Annotated in this window: 21 protein-coding genes; 15 read left to right on the forward strand and 6 right to left on the reverse strand. The window is 71.1% G+C overall.

The genetic code is table 11. The annotated features are described in order from the left end of the window. Nucleotides 1-35: 35 nt before the first annotated feature. The 3 genes from DEJ06_RS18445 to sucC all read right to left on the reverse strand — a co-directional run bounded on the left by DEJ06_RS18445 (nucleotide 36) and on the right by sucC (nucleotide 4,285). Entirely contained in the window at nucleotides 36-2,075 is a 2,040-nt protein-coding gene (locus DEJ06_RS18445; RefSeq protein ID WP_181436720.1) for a DUF6350 family protein, read from the reverse strand. Between the two features lie 141 nt (nucleotides 2,076-2,216). Further along, on the reverse strand, nucleotides 2,217-3,104 hold the full coding sequence (sucD, locus tag DEJ06_RS16920) for a succinate--CoA ligase subunit alpha (protein ID WP_071404667.1): 888 nt from the start codon (nucleotides 3,102-3,104) through the stop codon (nucleotides 2,217-2,219). A gap of 11 nt (nucleotides 3,105-3,115) precedes the next feature. Beyond that, a complete protein-coding gene (sucC, locus tag DEJ06_RS16925) occupies nucleotides 3,116-4,285 on the reverse strand; it encodes an ADP-forming succinate--CoA ligase subunit beta (protein ID WP_111024796.1) in 1,170 nt (389 codons plus the stop codon). Between the two features lie 223 nt (nucleotides 4,286-4,508). Between sucC and DEJ06_RS16930 the strand changes: the two genes are divergently transcribed. From DEJ06_RS16930 to DEJ06_RS16955, 6 genes are all read left to right on the forward strand, one after another. Next, entirely contained in the window at nucleotides 4,509-6,140 is a 1,632-nt protein-coding gene (locus DEJ06_RS16930) for a RecQ family ATP-dependent DNA helicase (protein ID WP_111040093.1), read from the forward strand. Nucleotides 6,141-6,339: 199 nt separating this feature from the next. Next, nucleotides 6,340-6,639 carry a hypothetical protein gene (locus DEJ06_RS16935; RefSeq protein WP_035809242.1) on the forward strand — a complete coding sequence of 100 codons (300 nt, stop codon included), beginning with the start codon at nucleotides 6,340-6,342 and terminating at the stop codon, nucleotides 6,637-6,639. 50 nt (nucleotides 6,640-6,689) lie between these two features. Further along, nucleotides 6,690-7,055, forward strand: coding sequence for a hypothetical protein (locus DEJ06_RS16940; RefSeq protein ID WP_146245893.1), 366 nt, complete (start codon nucleotides 6,690-6,692; stop codon nucleotides 7,053-7,055). A gap of 65 nt (nucleotides 7,056-7,120) precedes the next feature. Next, entirely contained in the window at nucleotides 7,121-7,891 is a 771-nt protein-coding gene (locus tag DEJ06_RS16945) for an oxygenase MpaB family protein (RefSeq protein ID WP_181436719.1), read from the forward strand. Nucleotides 7,892-7,896: 5 nt separating this feature from the next. Next, the gene (locus DEJ06_RS16950) at nucleotides 7,897-8,505 is read left to right on the forward strand and encodes a hypothetical protein (protein WP_071404663.1); all 609 of its coding nucleotides are present in this window, start codon (nucleotides 7,897-7,899) and stop codon (nucleotides 8,503-8,505) included. After that, the gene (locus tag DEJ06_RS16955; protein ID WP_071404662.1) at nucleotides 8,505-9,116 is read left to right on the forward strand and encodes an FHA domain-containing protein; all 612 of its coding nucleotides are present in this window, start codon (nucleotides 8,505-8,507) and stop codon (nucleotides 9,114-9,116) included. Before DEJ06_RS16950 ends, DEJ06_RS16955 begins: the two co-directional genes overlap by 1 nt. Nucleotides 9,117-9,194: 78 nt before the next feature. Here the strand turns inward: DEJ06_RS16955 and DEJ06_RS16960 are convergent, their stop codons facing one another. After that, a complete protein-coding gene (locus tag DEJ06_RS16960; RefSeq protein ID WP_111040096.1) occupies nucleotides 9,195-13,610 on the reverse strand; it encodes an FtsK/SpoIIIE domain-containing protein in 4,416 nt (1,471 codons plus the stop codon). A 107-nt stretch (nucleotides 13,611-13,717) separates the two neighbouring features. Between DEJ06_RS16960 and DEJ06_RS16965 the strand changes: the two genes are divergently transcribed. The 9 genes from DEJ06_RS16965 (at nucleotide 13,718) to DEJ06_RS17010 (ending at nucleotide 20,748) form a co-directional block, all read left to right on the forward strand. Continuing rightward, on the forward strand, nucleotides 13,718-14,014 hold the full coding sequence (locus tag DEJ06_RS16965; protein WP_071404660.1) for a WXG100 family type VII secretion target: 297 nt from the start codon (nucleotides 13,718-13,720) through the stop codon (nucleotides 14,012-14,014). Nucleotides 14,015-14,121: 107 nt separating this feature from the next. Continuing rightward, on the forward strand, nucleotides 14,122-14,451 hold the full coding sequence (locus tag DEJ06_RS16970; protein ID WP_146245895.1) for a DUF6507 family protein: 330 nt from the start codon (nucleotides 14,122-14,124) through the stop codon (nucleotides 14,449-14,451). A 2-nt stretch (nucleotides 14,452-14,453) separates the two neighbouring features. Continuing rightward, the gene (locus DEJ06_RS16975; protein ID WP_111040098.1) at nucleotides 14,454-16,238 is read left to right on the forward strand and encodes a WXG100 family type VII secretion target; all 1,785 of its coding nucleotides are present in this window, start codon (nucleotides 14,454-14,456) and stop codon (nucleotides 16,236-16,238) included. A gap of 146 nt (nucleotides 16,239-16,384) precedes the next feature. Then, the gene (locus tag DEJ06_RS16980) at nucleotides 16,385-17,053 is read left to right on the forward strand and encodes a hypothetical protein (RefSeq protein ID WP_146245896.1); all 669 of its coding nucleotides are present in this window, start codon (nucleotides 16,385-16,387) and stop codon (nucleotides 17,051-17,053) included. A 46-nt stretch (nucleotides 17,054-17,099) separates the two neighbouring features. Beyond that, nucleotides 17,100-17,735: a hypothetical protein gene (locus DEJ06_RS18125; protein ID WP_146245897.1), complete on the forward strand. Its 636-nt coding sequence runs from the start codon at nucleotides 17,100-17,102 to the stop codon at nucleotides 17,733-17,735. 337 nt (nucleotides 17,736-18,072) lie between these two features. Next, entirely contained in the window at nucleotides 18,073-18,657 is a 585-nt protein-coding gene (locus DEJ06_RS16990) for a hypothetical protein (protein WP_146245898.1), read from the forward strand. A gap of 228 nt (nucleotides 18,658-18,885) precedes the next feature. Further along, entirely contained in the window at nucleotides 18,886-19,629 is a 744-nt protein-coding gene (locus DEJ06_RS17000; RefSeq protein WP_111029004.1) for a hypothetical protein, read from the forward strand. 1 nt (nucleotide 19,630) lies between these two features. Further along, nucleotides 19,631-20,041, forward strand: coding sequence for a hypothetical protein (locus tag DEJ06_RS17005; protein ID WP_071414712.1), 411 nt, complete (start codon nucleotides 19,631-19,633; stop codon nucleotides 20,039-20,041). Nucleotides 20,042-20,109: 68 nt separating this feature from the next. Beyond that, complete coding sequence (locus tag DEJ06_RS17010) at nucleotides 20,110-20,748, forward strand: pyridoxal 5'-phosphate synthase (RefSeq protein WP_111040103.1); 639 nt, start codon at nucleotides 20,110-20,112, stop codon at nucleotides 20,746-20,748. A 16-nt stretch (nucleotides 20,749-20,764) separates the two neighbouring features. Here the strand turns inward: DEJ06_RS17010 and DEJ06_RS17015 are convergent, their stop codons facing one another. Continuing rightward, nucleotides 20,765-21,355, reverse strand: coding sequence for a hypothetical protein (locus DEJ06_RS17015; protein WP_146245899.1), 591 nt, complete (start codon nucleotides 21,353-21,355; stop codon nucleotides 20,765-20,767). 11 nt (nucleotides 21,356-21,366) lie between these two features. After that, nucleotides 21,367-22,818, reverse strand: a 1,452-nt coding sequence (locus DEJ06_RS17020) for an IucA/IucC family siderophore biosynthesis protein (RefSeq protein WP_309147288.1), incomplete at its 5' end; no start/stop codon positions are given.

A 22,818-nucleotide genomic window follows, 5' to 3' on the forward strand; every position in this document is an offset into this window, starting at 1 on the left:
AACCCTACCGGCAGGCACGCACGCGACGGGCGCTGTTACCGGTCGTCCTTCGGCTGCCGCCACCAGGGCAGCTCGTCCTCGGGGATCTGGTCGGTGACGTCCCACTTCGCCGGGCGGGACGGCTCCGCCGGCTTCGAGGCGGGCGCTCGGGTGTCGGGCGCGACGTCCACGCGGTCCGCCTCGGCCGTTTCGTCCACGTCGTCGCGGCCGGCCACGAACTCCTCGGTGCTCCACGGGAACGCGGGCTGGGCGTCGGTCGGCACCGGGGTGGGTGCGGATGTGGACGCGGCTGCCTGGGCTGCGGGCCGCTCGGGGCCGGGCTGCTCCGGCTCGGCGTCGGAGCCGGTCACGCGGTCGCGGAGTGCACCGGCTCGTCCCCGGACGCCCTCGGCCGCACCGGCCAGGCGGTCGCGGAGGCCACCCAGCGCTGCTCGTCCGGCACTACGGCGCTCCGGTTCGGGCTCGGCGGCCAGGCGGTCGGCGGCCACCGCGTCGGTCTTCGCCCAGTCGGGGAGCTCGACGTCGTGGTCGGTGTCGCCGGCACGCGGTGCGACGGGTGCGGGTGCAGAGGCAGGTCGTGCGGGTGCGGAGGCGGGTCGTGCGGGTGCGGAGGCGGGCTCGCTGCTGACCGGCTCGGTCACGTGTTCGGTCGTCGCGCGGGGCCGTGCAGCGGTCGACCCGTCGTGGGACTCCTCGACCACGAAGCGGTGCACGTCGGTGGTGTGCCCGGCGCCGGCCTGGTCGAGCGCGGCGAGCAGGGACCCCTCGCCGACATCGACCCCGGCGCGCGCCGCGTCGTGGGCATCGTCGGGTTCGTCGGCCTCGGTCCAGCGCTCTCGCGTCCATCCGCGGTCCGGCAGCCGGACCAGGTCACTGCCCGCGGCGAGCGCGATGATCGCCGGCAGGCCGATCTCGAGTGCGGCGAACCCGCCGACCGCGAGGGCGTGCGGACCGACGTCGGCCAGGCGGCCGGGGCCGAACGAACCGGAGGACACCCAGGCGATGAGCCCCGTGAGCACCCCGGCCACGAGTCCTGCGACGACACCGCCGAGCGCACGGTGCAGCGCGGAGTCGGTGGCGCCCAGGGCCCGCACCAACCGCGGCCGCATCGAGCCGCCGATCGCGAACCCGGCGATGACCGGCACGAGGATCCAGACGAGCCCGAAGGTGTGACCGGAGGTCGGCAGCGCGCCGAAGACCGGCAGCCCGGGGATCGGGCCCAGGGTCGTGGCGATCGGGGACACGCTCGACCCGGTGCCGATGGCGAACCCGGGACCGATCAGCCACGAGGTCGCCCACCCGACGAAGTCCGGCAGGAAGGCGAGCTGTCCGACGGTGAGTGCGACGCCGCCGATGACCCCGGCGTGCGACTGCTCGTACAGGGTGATGACCTCGGCGAACGAGGTGAAGAGGAGCAGGCCGACCAGCAGCGCGGCAACCCCGACGACCACGGCGGTCGCGGCGGTCCCGGCGCGCAGGCCGAACCCGGCGACGGTCCGCCAGACGGCGGGGATGCGGTCGACCAGGTCGATGACCCGCTGGGTGCCGGCGTCGGCGGGCAGGTCACGGCGACGACGGCAGACCTCGGAGGCGGCGAGTGCAGGGATCCCGAACCAGAGCGCCGGCAGCACCACGGCCTGCCAGAGCGTGGGGCGGGTGGCAGCCGAGGTCGACGACAGTGCGACGGCCAGACCGAGGAGCGCGACGACGGCGGTCCCGACCAGCAGCCCGGTGGTGCGGTGCTCGGTCTCCGCGAACCGACGTCCGGCACGGGCGCCGAGCCAGGCCGTCACGACCGCGAATCCCAGGGCCGCCAGGGTCACGTGGATGGGGTCGGCTGCGCCGCTGACCCCGGTGCTCTTGGCGAGAGCGGACCCGAGCAGGAACGAGACGTCGACGCCGTGCCCGACGAGCCAGACGCTGCCGGTGGCCTTCCAGAACACGTCCCAGTCGACCTGCAGGCCGTACTCGAACCCCCAGAGCAGCGTCAGGGGCACGAGGGCGATCCCGATGCCGACGCCGACCGTCACGACCGCCTCGATCGCGGCGAGCAGAGCGGTTCCCAGGCGGTTCATCGCAGCGAGGATACGTGCCCCTCGCGCGGCCGCCCCGGAGCCGCGCGGCTGCCGACGCAAAACACCGGTGCTCGCAGGACGAACACGCGCAGGACGCGGTTCAACCGACGAACACCGGTGTTTTGCGGAACGGGCTGGTCGCTAGCGAGCGGCGACGACCTCGCGCAGCAGCGCGGCGGTCTCGGACGGCGTCTTGCCGACCTTGACGCCGGCGGCCTCGAGCGCCTGCTTCTTCGCCTCGGCGGTACCGGCCGAACCGGACACGATCGCGCCGGCGTGCCCCATCGTCTTGCCCTCGGGAGCGGTGAAGCCCGCGACGTAGCCGACGACCGGCTTCGTGACGTGCGCCTTGATGAACTCGGCCGCACGCTCTTCGGCGTCGCCACCGATCTCACCGATCATCACGATGGCCTCGGTCTCGGGGTCGGCCTCGAACGCGGCGAGCGCGTCGATGTGCGTGGTGCCGATGACCGGGTCGCCGCCGATGCCGATGGCGGTCGAGAAGCCCAGGTCCCGGAGCTCGTACATCATCTGGTAGGTCAGGGTGCCGGACTTCGAGACGAGCCCGATCGGGCCCTTGCCGGTGATCGTCGCCGGGGTGATGCCGACGAGGGACTCCCCCGGGGTGATGATGCCGGGGCAGTTCGGCCCGATGATCCGGGTCGTGCCGCCCTTCGCCTTGGCGTGCGCCCAGAACTCGGCCGAGTCCTGCACGGGGATGCCCTCGGTGATGACGACGACGAGCGGGATCTCGGCGTCGATGGCCTCCATCACCGCGTCCTTCGCGAACGCCGGCGGGACGAAGACGATCGAGACGTCGGCACCGGTGGTGTCGATGGCCTCGCGCACCGAGCCGAAGACCGGCAGCGACACGTCGCCGTGGGTGACGGTGGTGCCGGCCTTGCGGGCGTTCACGCCGCCGACGACGTTCGTGCCGGCCTTGAGCATCAGGGCGGTGTGCTTCGTGCCCTCGCCGCCGGTGATGCCCTGGACGATGACCTTGGAGTCCTTGTTGAGGAAGATCGACATGGTCAGTCCCTTCAGGCCGCTGCGGCGGCGAGTTCGGCGGCCTTCTCGGCCGCATCGTCCATGGTCGCGGCGACGGTGACGAGCGGGTGCGCTGCCTCCGCCAGGATCCGGCGACCCTCTTCCACGTTGTTGCCGTCGAGGCGCACGACGAGCGGCTTGGTGGCCGCGTCGCCGAGGATGCCGAGCGCGGCGACGATGCCGTTCGCAACGGCGTCACAGGCGGTGATGCCGCCGAAGACGTTCACGAAGACGCTCTTCACCTGCGGGTCGCCGAGGATGACGTCGAGGCCGTTGGCCATGACCTCGGCCGAGGCGCCGCCGCCGATGTCGAGGAAGTTGGCGGGCTTCACGCCGCCGTGGCGCTCACCGGCGTAGGCGACGACGTCGAGCGTCGACATGACGAGCCCCGCGCCGTTGCCGATGACGCCGACCTGGCCGTCGAGCTTGACGTAGTTCAGGCCGTGGGCCTTCGCCTTGGCCTCGAGCGGGTCCTCGCTGGCGGTGTCCTCGAGGTCCTTGTGGCCCTCGTGGCGGAAGTCGGCGTTCTCGTCGAGCGAGACCTTGCCGTCGAGTGCCAGGATCTGGCCGTCGCCGGTGCGGACGAGGGGGTTCACCTCGACGAGGGTCGCGTCCTCGCCCTTGTAGACGTCGTAGAGCTTGACGAAGACGTCGGCGACGGCGTCCTGCAGCTCCGATGGGAAGTTCGCCTGCCGAGCGATCTCGAGCGCGGCGGCCTTGTCGATGCCGGTCAGCGGGTCGACCTCGACCCGGGCGAGCGCCTCGGGCTTCTCGACGGCGAGCTGCTCGATCTCCATGCCGCCCTCGACGCTGGTGAGCGAGAGGTAGGAGCGGTTGGCCCGGTCGAGCAGCACGGAGAAGTAGAACTCCTCGGCGATGTCGGCACCCTGGGCGACCATGACGCGCTGGACGGTGTGGCCCTTGATGTCGAGGCCGAGGATGGCCTGCGCGTGCTCGAACGCCTCGTCCGGGGTCTTCGCGACCTTCACACCGCCGGCCTTGCCGCGACCGCCGACCTTCACCTGCGCCTTGACGACCACGACGCCACCGATCTTCTCGGCCGCCGCCTTCGCCTGCTCGGGGGTGTCGGCGATGATCCCCTGCAACACGGGGACGCCGTAGGACTCGAAGAGGTCCCTGGCCTGATACTCGAAAAGATCCACGCTGTTCTTCTTCCCGCACGGTTCGTGCGATCGGCATCGGTTTCCCGGTCGCGCACTCCACATCGAGGGTCGCTCGATGTCGAGACAACGGCCGCCACGCAGCCTAGCGCTGCTCGGTGGACGGCCGGTGCACGGATGCCAGGCCCCGGTCCGCCCCGACGCGCGTGAGCCGCTGCGCGCACCGCTGGGACCGGCCCGAGCTGGCGCTCGGCACTGTGGATCGGTGCAACCCGAACTCCGTACCCGCGCCACCGAGGTCTTCGGCTGGAAGCTCCGCCCCGACCAGGAGTCCGTCATCGACGCGGTGCTCGAGGGCCGCGACGCCCTGGCGGTCATGCCCACCGGATCGGGGAAGTCCGCGATCTACCAGGTCGCCGGCCTCGGGCTGGACGGCCTCGTCGTGGTCGTCTCCCCGCTCGTGGCGCTGCAGGAGGACCAGGTGGTCGGGCTCGAGCACCATCCCGACGCACCCAGAGCCGTCGCCCTGAACGCCACCAAGAAGGCACGGGACGTCGCCGACGCGTGGGACGCCGTCGCCGCGGGCGAGGTCGGCTACGTGTTCCTGGCCCCCGAGCAGCTGGTGAAGGACGACGTGCTCGAGCGACTCCGCGACGCCGGGGTCGCGCTGGTCGCCGTCGACGAGGCGCACTGCATCTCGTCGTGGGGTCATGACTTCCGACCGGACTACCTGGCGCTCGGCGAGGTCGCGGAGCGCCTGGGCCGACCGCCGGTGCTCACCCTGACCGCGACGGGCTCCGCTCCGGTCCGGGACGACATCGTCGAGCGGCTCGGCATGCGCGACCCGTTCGTGCTCGCCTCGGGGTTCGACCGTCCCGGTATCCGGCTCGAGGTGGTGCGGCACGCCGAGGACGCCGAGAAGCGCCAGGCCGTGGTCGACCAGGTCGCCGAGCTCGACGGGCCGACCGTCGTCTACGTCGCCACCCGCGCGGCGACGACGGAGTACGCCGACGCCCTCGCCGCCCGCGGTCGTCGTGCGCAGCCGTACCACGCCGGCATGCGGGTGGCGGAGCGCGAGGCCGTGCACACCGGGTTCCTGGACGGCGACGTCGACGTGGTGGTCGCGACGAGTGCCTTCGGCATGGGCATCGACAAGCCCGACGTCCGGTACGTCGTGCACGCCGACGTCCCCGAGTCGATCGACGCCTACTACCAGGAGATCGGGCGGGCCGGGCGGGATGCCGAACCGGCCGGCGCCACCCTGCACTACCGCGCCGAGGACTTCGGCCTGCGCACGTTCTTCGCGTCCGGCTCGCCGCGACCGGCCTCGGTCCGGGCCGTGTTCGACGCCGTCCCGGTGACCGGTTCGATCGCCCGCTCCGCACTGGTGGAGGCCGCCGGCCTGTCGGCCCGCACCGCTGGACGAGCACTCAACGCCCTGCTCGACGCCGGCGCCCTGCGCGACGACGTGGACGGTGTCTCCCGGGTGCCGGACGGCCCGCAGGACGCCGACCGTGCGGCACGTGCCACCGCCGACCGTGCTGCCGAACGGGAACGGGTCGAGGAGTCCCGCATCGCGATGATGCGTCAGCTCGCCGAGACGACCGGGTGCCGCCGGCAGTTCCTGCTCGGCTACTTCGGCGACGAGCTGCCGGAGCCGTGCGGGAACTGCGACACCTGCTCGTCCGGCACGGCACGCGAGGCCTCCGCCCACGTCGCCGACGGTGCGAACGACGAAGCGTGGCCGCCGGATGCGCGCGTCGAGCACGCCGAGTGGGGCACGGGCGTGGTGATGAGCACGGAAGAGGACCGCATCACGGTGTTCTTCGAGTCCGCCGGCTACCGCACCCTCGCACTCGCCGACGTCGAGCAACGCGACCTGCTCGAACGCGTCTGACAGCGGCCCGGACGACCCGGGCGGGGAAGGCGCGGTCGCTCGACCACCCGTCGGCGACCGCGCTCCACTCCCCCGAGCATCGGCGATGCTGCCGTGGCGGTGTGACCGGAAGGTGACGCCCGGGTGAACACGACACGAAACCGGACGGCCGCCAAGCGCCGGCGGGTAGGCAGGAAGCCCGCAACGGAAAGGAACCACCATGAGCGACCCCGGCATCAGCCCCGTCGACGACTTCGAGTCCCAGCAGCGTCGCGACGACGACATCGACCGTGAGCACGTCGGCCCGTACGAGGTGGACGAGGCCGAGGAGTCCCTCGAGACGGTGACGAACGACGCGGTCGCCGGTGAGACGGTGGAGCCGCAGCCCGGTGACGGCTCCGACGACGGTCCGACCGGCGGGTCCCCGCGCGAGGGCTCGCCCGACCTGTGGGAGCACGAGAACGAGCAGGACGAGGACCGCGCCGACCTCGGCAACGACCTCGGCACGAAGCCGCTCTGAGCGCTGACCTGATCAGGCTCCCCCGGAACACGGCTCGGTAGCATCGGGCCGTGTTCCGACGAGTCCGCTCCAGCGTCCGCAGCATGCCCTCGGCAGCGCGGCTGCTGGCGGTCGCGGCGATGCTGCTGGTCGCCGCCGCGGCACACCTCGCCGCCCGCTCGGAGCCCGGTGGCCGCTGGGTCCCGCTCCTCGTCGTCGGCGTCGTCGGTGCGGTCGTCACCGGATCACCGACCCGCCTCTGGCCGCTCCCCGCGATCTGGCTCGTCGCGACGCTCCTCGCCCTGACCGGTGACGCGCCCGTCGGTGCCTCGTACGCACTGGTCGCCCTGGTCGTCGGCGCGGTCGCGCTCCTGGCGGCGATCGCCGCGGACCTGTGGCCCGTCCTGCGGGCGCGACGCCGACGGGGTGCGGCGTGACCACCCCACGGCCTGGAGGCGCGACACACGACCCGCACCGTGCCTCCCGTCCGACTGCTGGTCGCGTGCACGACCGTCACCTGCGGCGGTTCCTCGCCGACAGCACGCCCGTGGCCGCGGGCGGCCGCGCCATCCTGCTGCAGATCGCCGACCCGGTCGTCGCGGCCGGTGTCCGACGGCACTCGGACTTCGCCCGGCGACCCCAGCAGCGGCTCGCCCACACCCTGATGTTCGTCTACGCCGTCGTCATCGGCACGGAGACCGACTCGGCGACCGCAGCCGGCTTCGTCAACCGTGCGCACCGGCCCGTCGCCGGCGCCGACGACTTCGACCGGCAACTCTGGGTGGCCGCGACCCTGTTCGACTCCGCCCGGCGGGCGCACGACCTGTTCGGCACACGCGTCTCCGCAGCCCGCGCCGAGCAGGTCCTCGCCGCCTACGCCCCGATCGCGACCGCGCTGCGGGTGCCGCCGGAGCGTTGGCCGACCTCGGTGGCGGCGTTCGACCGGTACTGGCAGCGGACGCTGGAGGGGCTCGAGGTCACCGACGACGCCCGCGGGGTCGTCCGCGACCTGCTGCACCCGCGGTTCGCGCCGCTGTGGGTGCGGGCGGCGGTGCCCCTCGTCCGCGTCGTGACCGTGGGGATGCTGCCGGAACGGGTGCGCACGGCGTACGGCTTCGCGTGGGGGCCGCGGGAGGAACGGCGCTTCCGGCGCACCGTCCGGGTGGTGGCCGGGGTGCGGGCGCTCGTGCCGAGGGTGCTGCTGCGGCTGCCGGGGCCGTTGCTGCTGCGGGCGATGCGGCGGACCGCGAGGCGACACGCCACGGTACGGTAGCGGGCATGTCGGTCGACCACTTCGCCATCACGGTCCCGCGGTCCTGGTTCGAGCTCCCGGTCGAACCGGAACGCCGTGACGACCGGATCAGCGCCCTCGTGCAGGAACGCATCGAGGACCACCGGGAACTGTGGGACCACCGCACCGAGATCGTCCGGGTGCTCCGCCGGTTCGCCCGCTCGGCGTGGGACAGCGGCGCGCGGTACTGCGCCGCGTTCGCCGAGCCGAGCGAGGACGGCATCGTCTCCGGTGCCCTCACCGTGACGGTCCTGCCCGCGCCCGAGGCCGGCGGCGACCCGCTCGCCGCGCTCACCGACCACGTCGCCGCACTCGGCGGGGACGACGACGGCATGCACGTCGACGTGCACGAGGTCCCCCGCGTCGGCCGGGTGCCGCGCGTCTGGGGTGTCTCGACGGTGCAGGCGCCGGACGGCCGCGGGTCGTTCGACGTCGTGCTCATGCAGACGTTCGTGCCCGCCGGCGACCAGGTCGCCCTGGTCAGCGTCTCGTCGCCCGCGACCGACCTGGCCGAGCCCCTGTACGAACTGTTCGAGACCGTGACCGACACCTTCGAGCTCATCGACTCCGCCGCGGTCGGCAGCGAGGCGTCCTGATGCGCCTCTGGCCGTTCCGGAAGAAGCGCAAGGTCGTCGAACCCGTCGTCGAGCGGGTCGACGAGCGTGACCTGGCACAGATGGCCCAGCGCGGCGAGCTCGCCCGGTCGGTCACCACGCCACCCCCGGCTCCGCGTGCGAGTGCCGACCGGGTCCGGGCGACCGTGGCGCAGCTGCCCGGCCGACCGCTCGGATCGTCCGGCGGAACCACCGCCCGTCGTGACGCCGCCCCCGCCCGCCAGGCAGCGGCTGCCGTGCTCGTCCTCGACGGCGCCCAGCGGGTGACCGTGTCGGGTGGCGGGCTGATCGGCCGTGACCCCGCGAGCGCCCACCCGGACGGCGGACACGCCCACATGATCGCCTTGGAGGACCCGGAGCGGCTGCTCAGCCGCACCCACCTGGAGTTCGGGTTCGGCGCCGAGGGCTCCCTCTGGGTGCTCGACACCGCGTCGGCGAACGGCGTCGAACTGCAGCGTCCGGGGTTCCCCGCGGCGATGCTCGTGCCGTCGCAGCGCACGACCGTGCAGCCCGGCGACACCGTGGTGTTCGGCGGGCACACGCTCCGCGCCGAACCCGCCGTCGGACTCGTCAGCGAGACGCCGCTGGGCTGAGCGGGCCCCGGACCGGGCAGGCTCCGGGCTGCGCAGGCTCCGGCTCCACCCCCGAGGCCGGCGCCCCCGCGGCCGGCGCTAGTCGCCCGCCGGTACCTGGACGAGTCGGAGCGCCTGGTCGGCGTCGTTCAGCAGCGCCCGACCCGCGACGCGGTCCTGGGTGACGAGGCTCTTCGACAGCTTCGTGCCGATCAGGTCGCCGTCGACGGTGCTGAGCGGTGCGAGGAGCATGCCCCGACGCGCCTTCTTCGCGTCGACCTGCCAGCCGCGGAACCCGCTCGCCACGCCCTCGACGTCACCGGCCAGGACGAGCCCGACCGAACGACCCCGGTCGGAGTCCATGATCGCCCGGAACACCGGTTCGGCCGGCGACTCCTTCAGGGCCTCGGCGTCGTCGACCAGCACGAGCGTGAAGCCGTCCGAGCCGGTGTCGATCGCGGCGGACAGCCCCTCGGCGCCGATGCCGCCGTCGGTCACGACCGTGACGCGGGGTGCTCCGTCGAGTGCTCGGAGCGGGGACTCCCGCGGTGTCACCGCGACGACCGACCCACCCGCCGACAGCACGTGGCGGGCCATCGCGACGAGCGCGGTGCTCTTGCCCGAGCGGGGGCTGCCGCCGACGATGAAGACCGGGGTGTCCTGCACGAAGTCGTGCGTGAACAGCCGGAGCTCGTCGCCGCCGACGCCGAGTGCGACCCGGCCGACCGATGCCTCGGCCGACGGCAGGTACCGCACGGCGTCCGCGAAGGTGATGGAGCGCGGGAGCACGTCGATCCGGAACGGCTTCGGGGCGTCGGCCGGCACGTGCGCACGGACCTCGTCACCGATGCCCCGGAGCGCGGCGGCCTGGTCGCGGCCCCCGAGGCCGCCGGGCAGCACGGCGACCTGGGTCTCCGTCGCCGTGGCGTTGCGGAACCCGCGCCCGGGTGGGATCGACTCCGGCAGCTTCTTGCCGTTGATGCCCTCGTAGTTGTAGTCGCCGCGGTCGGCCAGGGCGAGCAGCAGCTTCCGCTCCACCTGGCTCGACATCCGGCCGGACGTCAGGGTGCGGTCGCCGGAGACGACCAGGTGCACGCCGACGCCGACGCCCTCGCGCAGCAGGGTCTGGACGGCGTCGTGCAGCGCACCGTTCTCGGCGTCCGCCAGGGTCGCCATGAAGCTCTCCCACTGGTCGAGGAACACGACGATGTGCGGCATCGGCACGGTGCCCGCGTCGGTCCGCTGTTCCGCGATCGACGAGTACCCACCGGCGGCGAAGGCCGCCTGGCGCTCCTGCACCGTGCGGAGCAGGATGCCGAGCAGTCGCGAGACCCGGTCGGGTTCGTGCCGCTGCACCACGGCACCGCAGTGCGGCAGCGCCCCGAGGGCCAGCAGCGCGCCGTTGCCGCAGTCGATCCCGTACATGTGGACGTCGCCGACGCCGAGCCGCAGGGCCATCGCGCCGGCCAGCGTGCGGAGCGTCTGGCTGCGGCCGGAGCGCGGCGAGCCGATGACGAACAGGTGGCCGTCCGCGTCGAGGTCGAACACCGCCGGGCGCTGCCGCTGGTCACCCGGGTGGTCCTCGACGCCCCAGGCGACCGCCAGGGGTGCCAGGTCGCCGGTGCCGGTCGCCTCGACGTCGTCGAGCCCGACGACCTCGCCGAGCGGCGGCAACCAGGGCTTCCGCTGCTCGGGGGTGCCGAGGGCGCGGGTGGCGTCGTCGATCGACGCGACGAGGACGCTCAGGTCGGTGACCTCCACGTCGCTGGCCGCGGCCTCGACGGCAGCCGGGCGGGGGGCTGGATCGCTGTACGAGGCGAACGTGAGCTCGCGGACCAGGGCGGGGCGGGCCTCCTGATCGTCCGAGCCGGGCCGGCGCCCACCCACACGACCGGACTGGAACGGCAGCAGCGAGGCAGCGCCGAGCCGCACGTAGGCGCGCCCCGGGGTCGACTTGGCGATCCGCGCGGCGTCGTTCGCGCCGATGACGTCCTGGCTCTCCGACTGGTCGGTGACGCGCAGCGCGATGCGGAGGTTCGTGTTCGCGCGGATCTCGGGCGACACGACGCCGCCAGGACGCTGCGTGGCGAGGATCAGGTGGATGCCGAGCGAGCGACCGCGCTGGGCGATGTTCACCAGGCCCTTCACGAAGTCGGGTAGCTCGCGGGCGAGCGAGGCGAACTCGTCGATGACGATGAGCAGCCGCGGCAGGCTCGGGATCGTGTCCCCGTTCGCCGCGCGCTTGGCCTGCAGGTCCTGGTAGTCCTCCAGGTCCTTCGCCCCGACCTCGGCGAGGGCGTGCTCGCGGGTGCGGAGCTCGGCGCCGAGCGACTCGAGCGCGCGCTCGACCTGGTGCGTGTCGAGGTCGGTGACCATGCCGACCGTGTGCGGCAGGTCGACGCAGTCCTTGAAGGCCGCGCCGCCCTTGTAGTCGACGAGCACGAAGTTCATCTCGTCCGGCCGGTTCGCCACGGCGAGGGACGCCACGATCGTCTGCAGCAGCTCGGACTTGCCGGAACCGGTGGTCCCGGCGACCAGGCCGTGCGGGCCGTCGTTCCGCAGGTCGATCGCGAACGGCCCGTCGATCGACGCCCCCACCACGGCGGTGGTGCTGCGGCCGCCGAGCAGCCAGCGTGCCTGCACGGCCTCGGACGTGGGCGGTTCGAGCTGGAGCACGTCGAGCAGCCGGGCGGACGACGGGATGGCGCCGTCCTGCACGTCCGGGCTGGCGTCGACGATCGGCGACAGCGACCGGGCGACCCACTCGAGCCAGTCCTGGTCGACCAGGTCAGGGCGTGCGTCGTCGATGCGCTCGCTGCGCTGCTGGGTGACCCGCACCCGGTCGTCGCGGACGACCACCACGGCGTCGCACTCCTCGGGCAGGAGCCGCTCGTCCAGGTCGAGGCAGATGCTGAACACCCCGACCGACGGCCCCTCCTTGAGCACCTGCACGAGCGAGGGCATCGCGCGGAGCCGGCGCGCGCCGTCCATCACGACGACGATCTCGTCGGCCGGCGGGGTCTTCTTGCCGATCCCGGCTTCCTTGCGGGCGTCGATGATCGCGGCGAGCTCGGCGATCGCCCGCGCGGTCGACGCCGCGTTCGAGGCGATGCTCGTCATCGGCTGGTCCGCACCGTCGCGGCGGACGTGCGGCAGCCAGGACATCCACTCCCACAGCGACGTGCGCGTGGTGTCGGTGAGCAGTGTGAAGGTGACGTCCTTCGGACTCTGCAGCGTCGCGAGCTGCGCGACCACCCAGTTCGCGAGTCGTCGGGCGTCGTCGTCCGGACCGGCGATGCCGATCACGCCGCGCTCGGCCAGGCGGATTCGCACCGGCACGTCCGTCGCGTCCCACGCGACGGTCCGCTTGTGGGACAGCTGCTCCGGGTCTTCGATGGTCACCTCTGAGCGCTGCGTCGCCGTGCCGACGCGGACCAGCAGGTGGTCAGGATCCGTCCGGCGTCGCTCCCACAGGCGCGGCAGGGGCGTGACCGCCGTCTCGTAGACGGCGGCGGGGTCCGGCGCGCTCGCGATCCAGCGTGCACGTTCGGACTGGAGGCTCTCGGTCGCGTCCGCCTCGATCCGCGCCTTGGTGTCCTCGTACTCCACGACGCGTTGCCGGTACGTCTTCTTGCCCTGCCGGCGGCCCTGGAGGCCCGTGATGATCATCAGGATCGGCGACAGCAGGGCGATGAGCAGGTAGATCCAGCGACCGGTGGTCGACACGAACATGACCGCCATGCCCATCGGCGCCAGCGCCATCAGGATGGGGAGCGCCCGGGCCGGGGGCTCGGTCGGCGGCGGGGGCAGCTGGTAGCGGGTGTGCTCGTCCGGCGGCAGGATGCGCGGGGGCCGGTTGTACTCGAGCGACATGCCGTCGTCCGCCAGGGACAGGTGGGCGCCGCGGTTCGGGGCACGGCCGAAGCCGAGCAGGACCCCGCCGACCGCGAGCTGTGCCGTCTCGGGCCAGTCGGTCTCCTCGGTGACCGGCTCGCCGTCCAGCAGCGCGCCGGAGTAGCCGTTCGCCGGGCGCACCTTCGCGCCGTCGGCGGTCACCGTGACGAGCAGGGCGATGTCCGGCACCGTGTCGGACCCCGACGCCTCGGCCTCGACCTCGTCCGTGGTGCTCACCGGTACCCGCACGTGCGCGGACGGTGCCGTACCGATGGTCACCGTGCCGGTGCTGACCCGCACGATCGTCCCCGCGTGCAGCCCGGACACGATCCGGACCTCGGCGTCGGTCAGCGGGCGGAGCGGCGGCGGCGGCACCTGCTCGAGGCTCCGGCGCACCACCACGCCCTCGCGGACGCCCGACTCGGCGACCGACGCCGAGAGGTCGAGCGGCTGTTCCCCGACGAAGTACACGGGGGTCCGGCCGGAGGCGACGACGTCCGTGGCGATGAGGCGCTCGGCCTCGGCCACCAGCTCGCGCACCGCCCGGGAGTCGTCGCCGTCCACGTAGACGTTCGCGGTCTGGCCGCTCTCGCGGTCGACCATCGTGAACGTGAAGGTCATGGCATTCCCCCGTAGCGTTGACTTCGTGTCGCAGGACGATGGTAGTGTCCCCTGCAACACGCCCCGTTGGGGGGACAAACGAAACTCCGGGGAAAGGGAGTCACACCGTGGCGAACATCAACGTCTCGTACGCAGACCTCGAGGCAGCAGCCTCCGACCTCAAGGCGGGCCAGGCAGACATCGAAGACCGTCTGTCGGCACTGCAGCGCAAGATCCAGCAGCTCATCTCGGACGGCTACGTCACCGACAAGTCGTCGGTCGCGTTCGGCGAGTCCTACGACGAGTTCAACCGTGGCGTGACCCAGACGGTCCAGGGGCTCGAAGGCCTCTCCACGTTCCTCTCCAAGGCCTCGCAGACCCTGTCCGAGACGGACGAGTCGCTGGCCTCCGGCCTCAAGGGCTGACACCGTCGTCGACCCCGTGCCCCGCGATCGCGTGGGGCACGGGGTCGTCGCGGTTCCTGTGGCGCCGTCCTGACGGCGCCGGTTCGTGATCGGGGAGGGATTGTTCCGTGGCAGGCAAACTGCTGGTTGACCTGATGGGGCTCGGGGAGCTCCAGAACGACCTGACGACCGTGCACAGCACGCTCGAGCAGGCGCACAAGCGTGTCGACGCGTCCGACGACGAGATCGGTTCGGGGACGGTGCAGAACGCTCTGCACGACTTCGACCACCGCTGGGGCGACAAGCGGGACAAGATCAGCGAGTCGACGAAGGCGTTGGCGGACATGCTGAGCTCGTCCATCGAGACCTACACCGAGACCGACGAGCAGCTGGCACAGGCCCTGCAGGTCAACGACGAGAACGGCGGCGGCGGACCCGCTGTCTCGAGGGCGCAGTAGTCGTGGGGCGGCCGTCGGGGTGGGACGTCGTCGATCAGGGTGATGATCCGGTCAAGGGGGATCCGTCGACGTTGCGGATGATGGCGCGGGAGTACCAGCGCATCTCCGACGCGGCCGATGACGCGTCGACCCGGTTGCAGTCGGTGAAGGGGTCCGGGTGGCTGACCGACTGGGAGGGTGAGGCCGCTGATGTGTTCGTCGACGCGATCGAGGACACCCCGTCGGACCTGACGAAGCTCGTCGATTCGTACGAACTCGCCGCGACGGCGTTGTCGGGGTGGGCTGACACGGTCGATGACACCCAGTACCGGGCTGATGGTGCGTTGGCGGACGCGAAGGACGCCACCGGGGACCTCGCCGCGGCGCAGGACCGGTTGGCGGATGCGCAGTCGACGCTGTCGCACTACGAGTCCGCGTCGAAGGACCTGTCGAAGGTCGCCGACGAGTACCCGGCGGGTTCCGACGTGCCGGACGGGGTGGATGTTCCCTCGCCTGCGCAGTTGCGGGCAGCGTCCGACAACGCTTCCGTCGCGCAGGGGTCGGTGTCGTCGGCGCAGGGGGACATCTCGGCGGCGCAGTCGCGGATCGATGCGGCGAAGCGGCTCGTGGCGGATGCGAAGAGTGACTGGCAGGACGCGGAGCAGCGGACCGCGACGAAGATCGGTGAAGCTGCGGACGCGGGCCTCGGGAAGCAGTCCACGTGGGACAAGTTCTTCGGGTCCGAGAAATGGGAGGCCATCGTCTCCATCGCGAAGGTCGTCGTGGCGGTGGGTGGGATCATCGCGATGATCATCGGCGGACCGCTCGCATGGATCGTGCTCGGCGCAGCGCTGCTCGTGCTCGCTGACACCCTGTACAAGATGAGCAAGGGCACCGCCGACGGGTGGGACCTCGCGTTCGCGCTGCTCGATTGTGTGCCCGGTGGGAAGGGAATCACCACCGCGGCGAAGATCGGGAGGGAGTTCGCGAAGGGCGCTTCTCTCGCATCCAAGTTCAGCTCCGCTGGTCGGCACGTGGGCTCCGAGGCTCGAACGCTGTTCGCTCCTGCGCGCCATCTGCTGTCCAACGTCCGTCACGGCACTGCGCTCCGAACCCTTGAATCTCTTCGCGCCTTCGTGGTCGGCGGGGGCAACGGCATCCGGCAGGACTTGGCGCATCCGCTCAAGGGCTTCAAGAACGGGCTTGACTCCTACTGGCGGTCGGACGCTCCCTCGATGGCGGCAAGAGCTCGCCATTGGCAAGGACAGCCGTCGGCTTGGGGAGCTGGATACCCGGGAGTCGATCCCTGGACGACCGGTGACCCGACTGCGCTTGTCGGCAAGCGTCTGCAGGTTGTCGGGAACGGGGAGTTCTTCGTCGTCAGCGACGGCCCGACGTCCGATCTCATCACCGCCGGTGGTGATGCGCGGAGGTACTCGGAGTCGGTACAGATCGGCGTCCACGACGAGCGCGGCCCGTACCAGAACTTCCGGACGGACGGCACTACCTATGAAGTCACCGCACCGATCCCCCACGCCCAAGGCACAGCTGTCGCGAACACCCAGTACGGCGCCGGCGGCGCAACAGAAGTGTTCATCCCCGGGGACCGCAGCACTTGGTCGGCCGCAGCCAACGTGATCGACCATCCGGCGATGGACGCAGCCACCACGTCGCCGTCGGACTACACGATGCGTATGAACGAGTACGGCGACGGACTCAAGCGCCTTGGAAGCTGGTCTCTGCGGAGCGGGAACGCCATTCCCTTCGACTACTTGAACGACCTGCGCCATGACAGCACGCCACGATGAGAATGGGGCTCTCCCGGTCGGGTAGGTCGCTCCTACCAAGGTCGGAATCTTGGCTCGCGATCCCCGAACGCTCCCCGGATGGTCGTTATCACTCGATGGTCGCGCCGCACCCGCTCTGGCCGGAGTACGGTCGTCTGCTCACGTTCATGAACTGGCTCGAGGACCGAGCCTTCACCATCGTGGAGCACCGCGGCCCCTTCCGCCAGCGCGGCAACGAGATCCTCGTTGACAGACGCTTCAGCGCGGTCGGGCCCTTGTACTCGATTGCCGACCTCGAAAAGGAATGGTCGTTCGGCGAGGGGATCGAAGTCGTCGAACTCCGAGGCAACACCGGCGGGCTGATCTCCCGGCTGAGGGACGGTGTCCGATCTGGTGACTACCGGTACTCAGTGGATCTCCGGTTGACTACGCCCGGGGACAGCCTGGCCAACGACGACCGAGATGCCGCCACTCGGGCACTCGTTCGACTCGGTCCTGCGATCGATCTGACCCCGAACTGGAACGGTCACGATGTCCCCGCAAAGCACCCTGCCGAGGCCGCATGGGGACGATTGCCGTACGTCGTCCAGTCTGTGCAACGAGCTGGGGGTAGGGTGTTGTACCGCGATCCGTACCGGCGTCTTTCGAAAGCGGTGGAGCATTCGTCTGCGGTGTTCATGAAAGGCCCTTCCATCCTGAATGAGCTCCTGCTCCCCAACAACATGGCCGCAGAACGGTTGCACGGGGGCGGCACTCTGGTTCGAGATTTCCCCGGGGGGTTTGCAACGGAGCGGGCGCGCTTCGCGCTCGTCATAGATGACGAAAGTGGCGACTGAACCAATGACGAACGGTGGACTTCCCAGCAATCCTCATCGTCGCGCCATGATGTCGTCGAAGTATGCGTTCGCCCGTACGCAGGTCATCGTGCTGCGACATGACCGGTTGGCCATACCTCTAGCGATCGTCGGGAACGAGGGCGTCCCGCTGGCCCTCGCTTTCACCGAGCTCGATGACGCGAGGGCGAGAATGACCAGCGATGTACCCGCCACGCCGAAGAGCCTTCCGATGCACCAGCTGGTCCGGATGATCCCGCAGGACTGGGGCGTCATCGTTGACATTGATCGTCCGCATCCCCAGGTGGTCGGTCCAGGCGACCGAGATCAGGTCATCAATGACAGCGGCCTGTTCCCCGCCGGTGCTCCAGTGACGCTGGCACCGCCGAGCCGCCGCGAGCGTGATCTGTGTGGCGCACTGCAGGAGCGCACCAAGGGTGCAGCCGGTATTGCTCGCGTATGGCTGCTCCGCCATCAAGTCGACGTACTTCCCGCCGAGGTCCTTGTCGTTGTTGCGGCCGATGACGAAGCTAGCGGGCTGCGGTATTCGGATGCCGTCTACGAGGTGGCACACGCGATCAATCATCCAGATCCTGTTTCGACAGCTTGGATCGACGAAATCCCGGTAGAGCACGCAATGTGGGTTCGCCAGCAGCCAGCCCTCATCGAACCCGTGTCACAGTGACACCCGCCATCCTCGATACGAGACGAAACAGTCCCTTCTCGTGCTGACGACGGGCAGGCTTGGGACCATCAACCGGCGCCCTTCCTGACGACTTGCATCTCGCTTCTGGGCAGCGTCCCCGAGGACGGCCGACGATCAACAGCGCTGGCCGACCTCCGACTTCCGACTTCCCGACGGCATGGCGGCGGAACGTCTCGACGACGGAACAACACTGGTCCGGGACTTCCCCGGTGGGTTCGCGAGTGAGCGGGCGCGTTTTGCACTCGTCGTTCTGCCGGATGCCTGATGTCCTTGCGGAGCACCCCGGCGCCACGAACATGCTCGTAGGGTGGTGAGCGTGCGCATCGCTGCTGTCCCCGTACCCGATGACCTGCACCTGGCGATCGACGACAGCGGCCGGCCCGCCACGATGCCGTACGACCGTGGCGTCGTCGTCGAGTTCGCGTACTCCATCGCCGGGGACCGCCCGCCGGCTGTCGGCACCGGCTCACGGCGGGTGAGTCGTCAGTCGCTGATCGAGGACGAGCGCAGCGGTCGCGCGATCGTGTTCGTCGACGTGGCCGCCGATCACTGGGAGGGATTGCCGGTCGCCGAACGCCCCCGAGCGCGGCGGGGTCTCCTGCCGATCCAGTCGCGAGTAGCACACGCCAGGCGGATGTCAGCATCCAGCGGCATCTGGGCCGAAGTGGTCCTCGGAGTGTCCGTCCCGAACACCGCATGGGAACTGTTCACCTTCAACGCCACCGGGCCGCGACTGCACCTGGTGATCGCCCCGGATCCCGCCCGGCGTCGCATGGAGATCCTCCGGGCCCTCGGAGACCGACCGCACCCGGAGATCACCATCGTCGATTCCGTTGACGCCGTTCCACGTGCCTGGCGGAATGCCGCCCGCGCACTCCTCCACGGACAGCACGATGGCTGAGGCTGAGGACGAGCTCGGCCACCTCCACGTCGGGTACGGGGCGGTACTCCGCGGGAAGCCGAGCCTGCAGCTACTCAGCGATCGAGCCGCGTTGCCCGAGGAGGCCGGGGACCATCGCCCGCCCAGTCCGACCGCCCATCAATCGGACTCGGCGGGCACCCTCCTCGCGATCGGACCGGGCGTCACGGCGCCCATCGGACTCCTGTTCAACCGAGTGGTGATCAACAGATGACGATGCCGAGCGCGGATCCGACGGCGATCGAGCCGGGGTGTTCGGTCTGCACCGCTGCAGTTGCGCGGCACGGCAGGGTCGAGACGTCGATCGGCGTCAGCCACCAGCAGCGGACCTCGTACTTCCGGTGCGTCGCCTGCGACACCTACTGGGGACAGGACGAGCGCTCGCTCCGCATCGTCGGGGAAGCCGACGTGCCGCTCGACCTGACGAGCGACTGGCGCGACGGCGACGGCAACCTCCGAGCAGCACCGCTTCCGCCGTACCGCCCGTTCGCGCGGCACGCCGATCTCCCGACGGAGATCACCACGACGGCCTTCGGTGACCAGGAGCACCCGCCTGCCGTCATCGACATCCCGTTCGCCCACGAGCTCCTCAACTCGGTCCCCGCTGGTCCCCTCGCCGAGCGCGTTGCCGTCTGCCGGCAGCTCGCGCGGTTGGCGGAAGCCGTCTCGCCGTCTCTGGGCCCGGCAGAACGAGCGTGGACCTTCCGCCGCGTCGAGTACACCGACTCGCTCGGGCATCGTCACGTCGGCTACGGCTTGGAGCTCGACCGGGTTGCGACGTTCGACGAGATCGCGTCCCGCGTCAGGTTCCCTGGGTTCGGACCGGGCGTCTTCTCGGCGACTCCGCGGAACGCCACGGTGTCCGAGTCGGGAACCCTGATGACCATCGGTCCGGGAGGCGCGATCGCCCACCCGGGCGTCCCGTTCTTCAATGCGCTGCGGCTCGGTGCGTGACATGACGACCTACGAACGAACCGCTCACAGGAACGGCACGAGCGCGCCGGCGACCGTGATCGTCGAGATGGACCTGACGAACCCCGATCATCAGGTGCGCTACACCGTGACCGTGTTGCTGCTGGGCGCAGAGCACACGGCCACGGCGTACGACGCCTTCGAGGCACTGAGCCTGGTGCGCGAGGCGCTCGACGACGAGGGCTGGCTCCTGGGCGTGCAGGGGGCACGCGTCGACGTGTGGCCGAGTGGGATGGCGCGACAGCAGGGCGGTGGCATGCGGGCGTACCGACTCCGCCGCGGTCGTCGGCCTCGGTTCAAGGACCTCGTCGATGTGTTCGCCCCGGCCGACGAACACCTCGGCACCGTGCAGGCGCAACGCGCGTTCGTCGAAGCGAAGTTCCCCGACGCCTGACCGGGTGCCGGCGACGACCGTCCGTGACTCCCTGAACACCGAGCCCCCGCGCACGGTTGGGTGGGTACATGTCCTCTGCCCCGCTCTCCGGTGACGACTCCCTGCACCTGCCCGAGTTCGACAACCCGCCAGCGTCTCCGCTCGACCTCGCTCGCGAGTGGCTGTCCGCGGCGAAGGACCGACAGGTCTCCGAGCCGCTCTCGATGACCCTCGCCACGGCCGGTGCCGACGGCCGCGTGTCTGCTCGCACCGTCGACGTGAAGCGGATTGAGACGAACGGACTGGTCTTCGGCACGTCGGAGGACAGCCCGAAGGGCCGGCAGCTCGCCGAGAACCCGCACGCAGCCCTGCAGGCGTACTGGCGCGAGACGATGCAGCAGCTCCGGTTCGAAGGCCACGTCGTCCGGCTGTCGGATGCCGAGTCGGACGCCCTGTTCGCGGACCGCTCCCCGAAGTCACGCGCCGCGACGGCCATCGCCGACCAGTCCGCCGTGCTCGAACCCCGCACCCTGCAGGACCTGATCGACGACGCGAACGACCTGCTCGACGACTCCGGCGACGACGTCCCCCGACCTGCACGATGGGTTGCCTGGCGTCTCGAGCCCGACATCGTGGAGTTCTGGCACGGCAGCCGTGACCGGATGCACCGACGACTGCAGTACGCACTCGCCGAGGGCGCCTGGACGGCCACACGCCTCCAGCCCTGAGGCCGACGGTCGGCGTTCAGTCCCTGGACCACCACCCCGGCTGAGCGGGTTCGGCTCGGACCGTGAGCGTTCGAGCATCGTTCGATCGTTCCGCGATGACGAAGTGGCTCTCCGCTGGGTCGACGGTACCGATCCGCCACACCGGCCACGATTGCGGCCCGAGTTTGTGATCGAACCACGGCGCGGGCCCGTTGTCGTCCTCGCGCAACGCGCGCCGGACGCTCTTCGGATCGAGCTCCGGAAATCCCCCGGCGCGCGCTGCCGCGATCATGCGCTCTGCTGCGGCATCGACGGCGGCGGACCGTTCCGCCCGTGGGTTCCGGGTGATCCAGTAGGCGGCGAGGTACCCGATCACCACGAGGCCGATCGCCGCAACGGTCACGACCCACAGTCCAGCGTCCGGATCGACCGTGGGGATGCGATCGATGCCGGAGACCCCGACGACGAACCCCAGGACGCCGAGCACCCATCCGATGCCCGCGACGCGTTCGGCACGGTGCGACGCTCGAGCGAGGACGCAGCGTGCCTCGGCGACGTCCTCGATCGCAACCGAGATCGCCCCCACACCCGCGCCAGCACCGGTCTCCATCGGACCAGTCTCGCTCACGCCGCACGCCCCTACCGCCCGATCGGGTTCGCCATCGCCCCCGCCCGGATGAGCGACGCCGACTGGTCCGCCAGGTCCACCATCGACAGGGTGTTCCGCAGCTGCAACCGGTTCAGGCACGAGTGCTCGAACGTCGGCACCCGCAGGTCCAGGGGACGACGGCGGTCCGGGTGCGCGGCGGCGTGGGCGTCGATGCACTCCCCCACGACCTGCCAGAAGCGGGACTCCGGCAGCACCCCGTCGTGGTCGAGGATCGCGGCGACGAACCGCAGCACCCCGTCGAACACGTCGGTGAACACCGCGAGCGCGGCCTCGTCGTCGGACACCGGGTGCACGATCCGGTCGATGTCGGCGGGGACCGGGCGGTCGTCGTGCCGACCGAGCACCGCGGCCTCCTCGCCGATGTCCTTCATCACGGCCCGGACCACGACGCCCTCGCGCACCACGAGCACCAGGTTCTCGCCGTGCGGCATGAACACCAGGTCGTGCACGGTCAGGCAGTGCACGACGGGCAGCAGGTAGGCGTCGAGCCAGCGCCGGACCCAGACGTCGGCGGGCAGACCGGATGCCTCGATCAGCGCCGAGACCACGGCGTTCCCCGAGGCGTCGCGGTGCAGCAGCGCCGCCATCGTCAGCAGTCGCTCGCCGTCCGCCACCCGCGGCAGCGGGCTCTCCCGCCACAGCGCCGCGAGCATCTTGCGTTGCGGCGAGGACACGTCGACCCGGTGGTAGGCGTCCCCCGTGTAGCCGATGGCAGCGTGCTCCCGGAGGACCGAGAACCCGGCAGCGGCGAGCGTTGGGTCGGCGGAGACGATCGACTCGACCCAGTCGTTCACGGCCGGGGTGTTCCGCATGTACGCGGGCGACATCCCCCGCAGGAACCCCATGTTCTGCACGGCGAGCGCCGTCTTCACGTACGAGCGTGCCGGCTCGGTGCGGTTGAACGCGGTGCGGATGGACTGCTGCGGCTGGTACTCGTCGGGTCCCTCGCCCAGGTCGACCAGGTCCTGTCGGCCCAGGTCGGGCGCGAAGGTCACGGCGATCCGGTGCTGCCACTGCCACGGGTGCACGGGCAGCCACACGTAGTCGTCGGGGTCGAGCCCGCGACGCTCCAACGTGGCACGGAACCCGGCCACGACCGACGCCGACAGCTCCGACTCCCAGTGCGCCTGCTCGGTCCGGTCCGCGGCGAGCGCCAGGTGCGTGTGCTCGCGTCGGGCGGCGAGCCACCGGTACCGGAACCGGCCGCCGGACTCGGGCGCGAACGCCCGGTACTCGTCGAGCCCGAACCCGATCCGGCCGTTGGCGGCGACGAACGCCGGGTGCCCCTCGGTCATCGCCGCCTCGACGTCCTGGAACGACGCGACGACGTCCTCGACGGACCCGGTCGAACCGGACGATCTGGACGCCTCGGCCGACCCGGCGGACCCGGCCCCGCCCCGCCCCCGTGCCAGCTGCCCAGC

The organism is Curtobacterium sp. MCLR17_051 (assembly GCF_003234395.1).
Lineage (GTDB): Bacteria > Actinomycetota > Actinomycetes > Actinomycetales > Microbacteriaceae > Curtobacterium > Curtobacterium flaccumfaciens.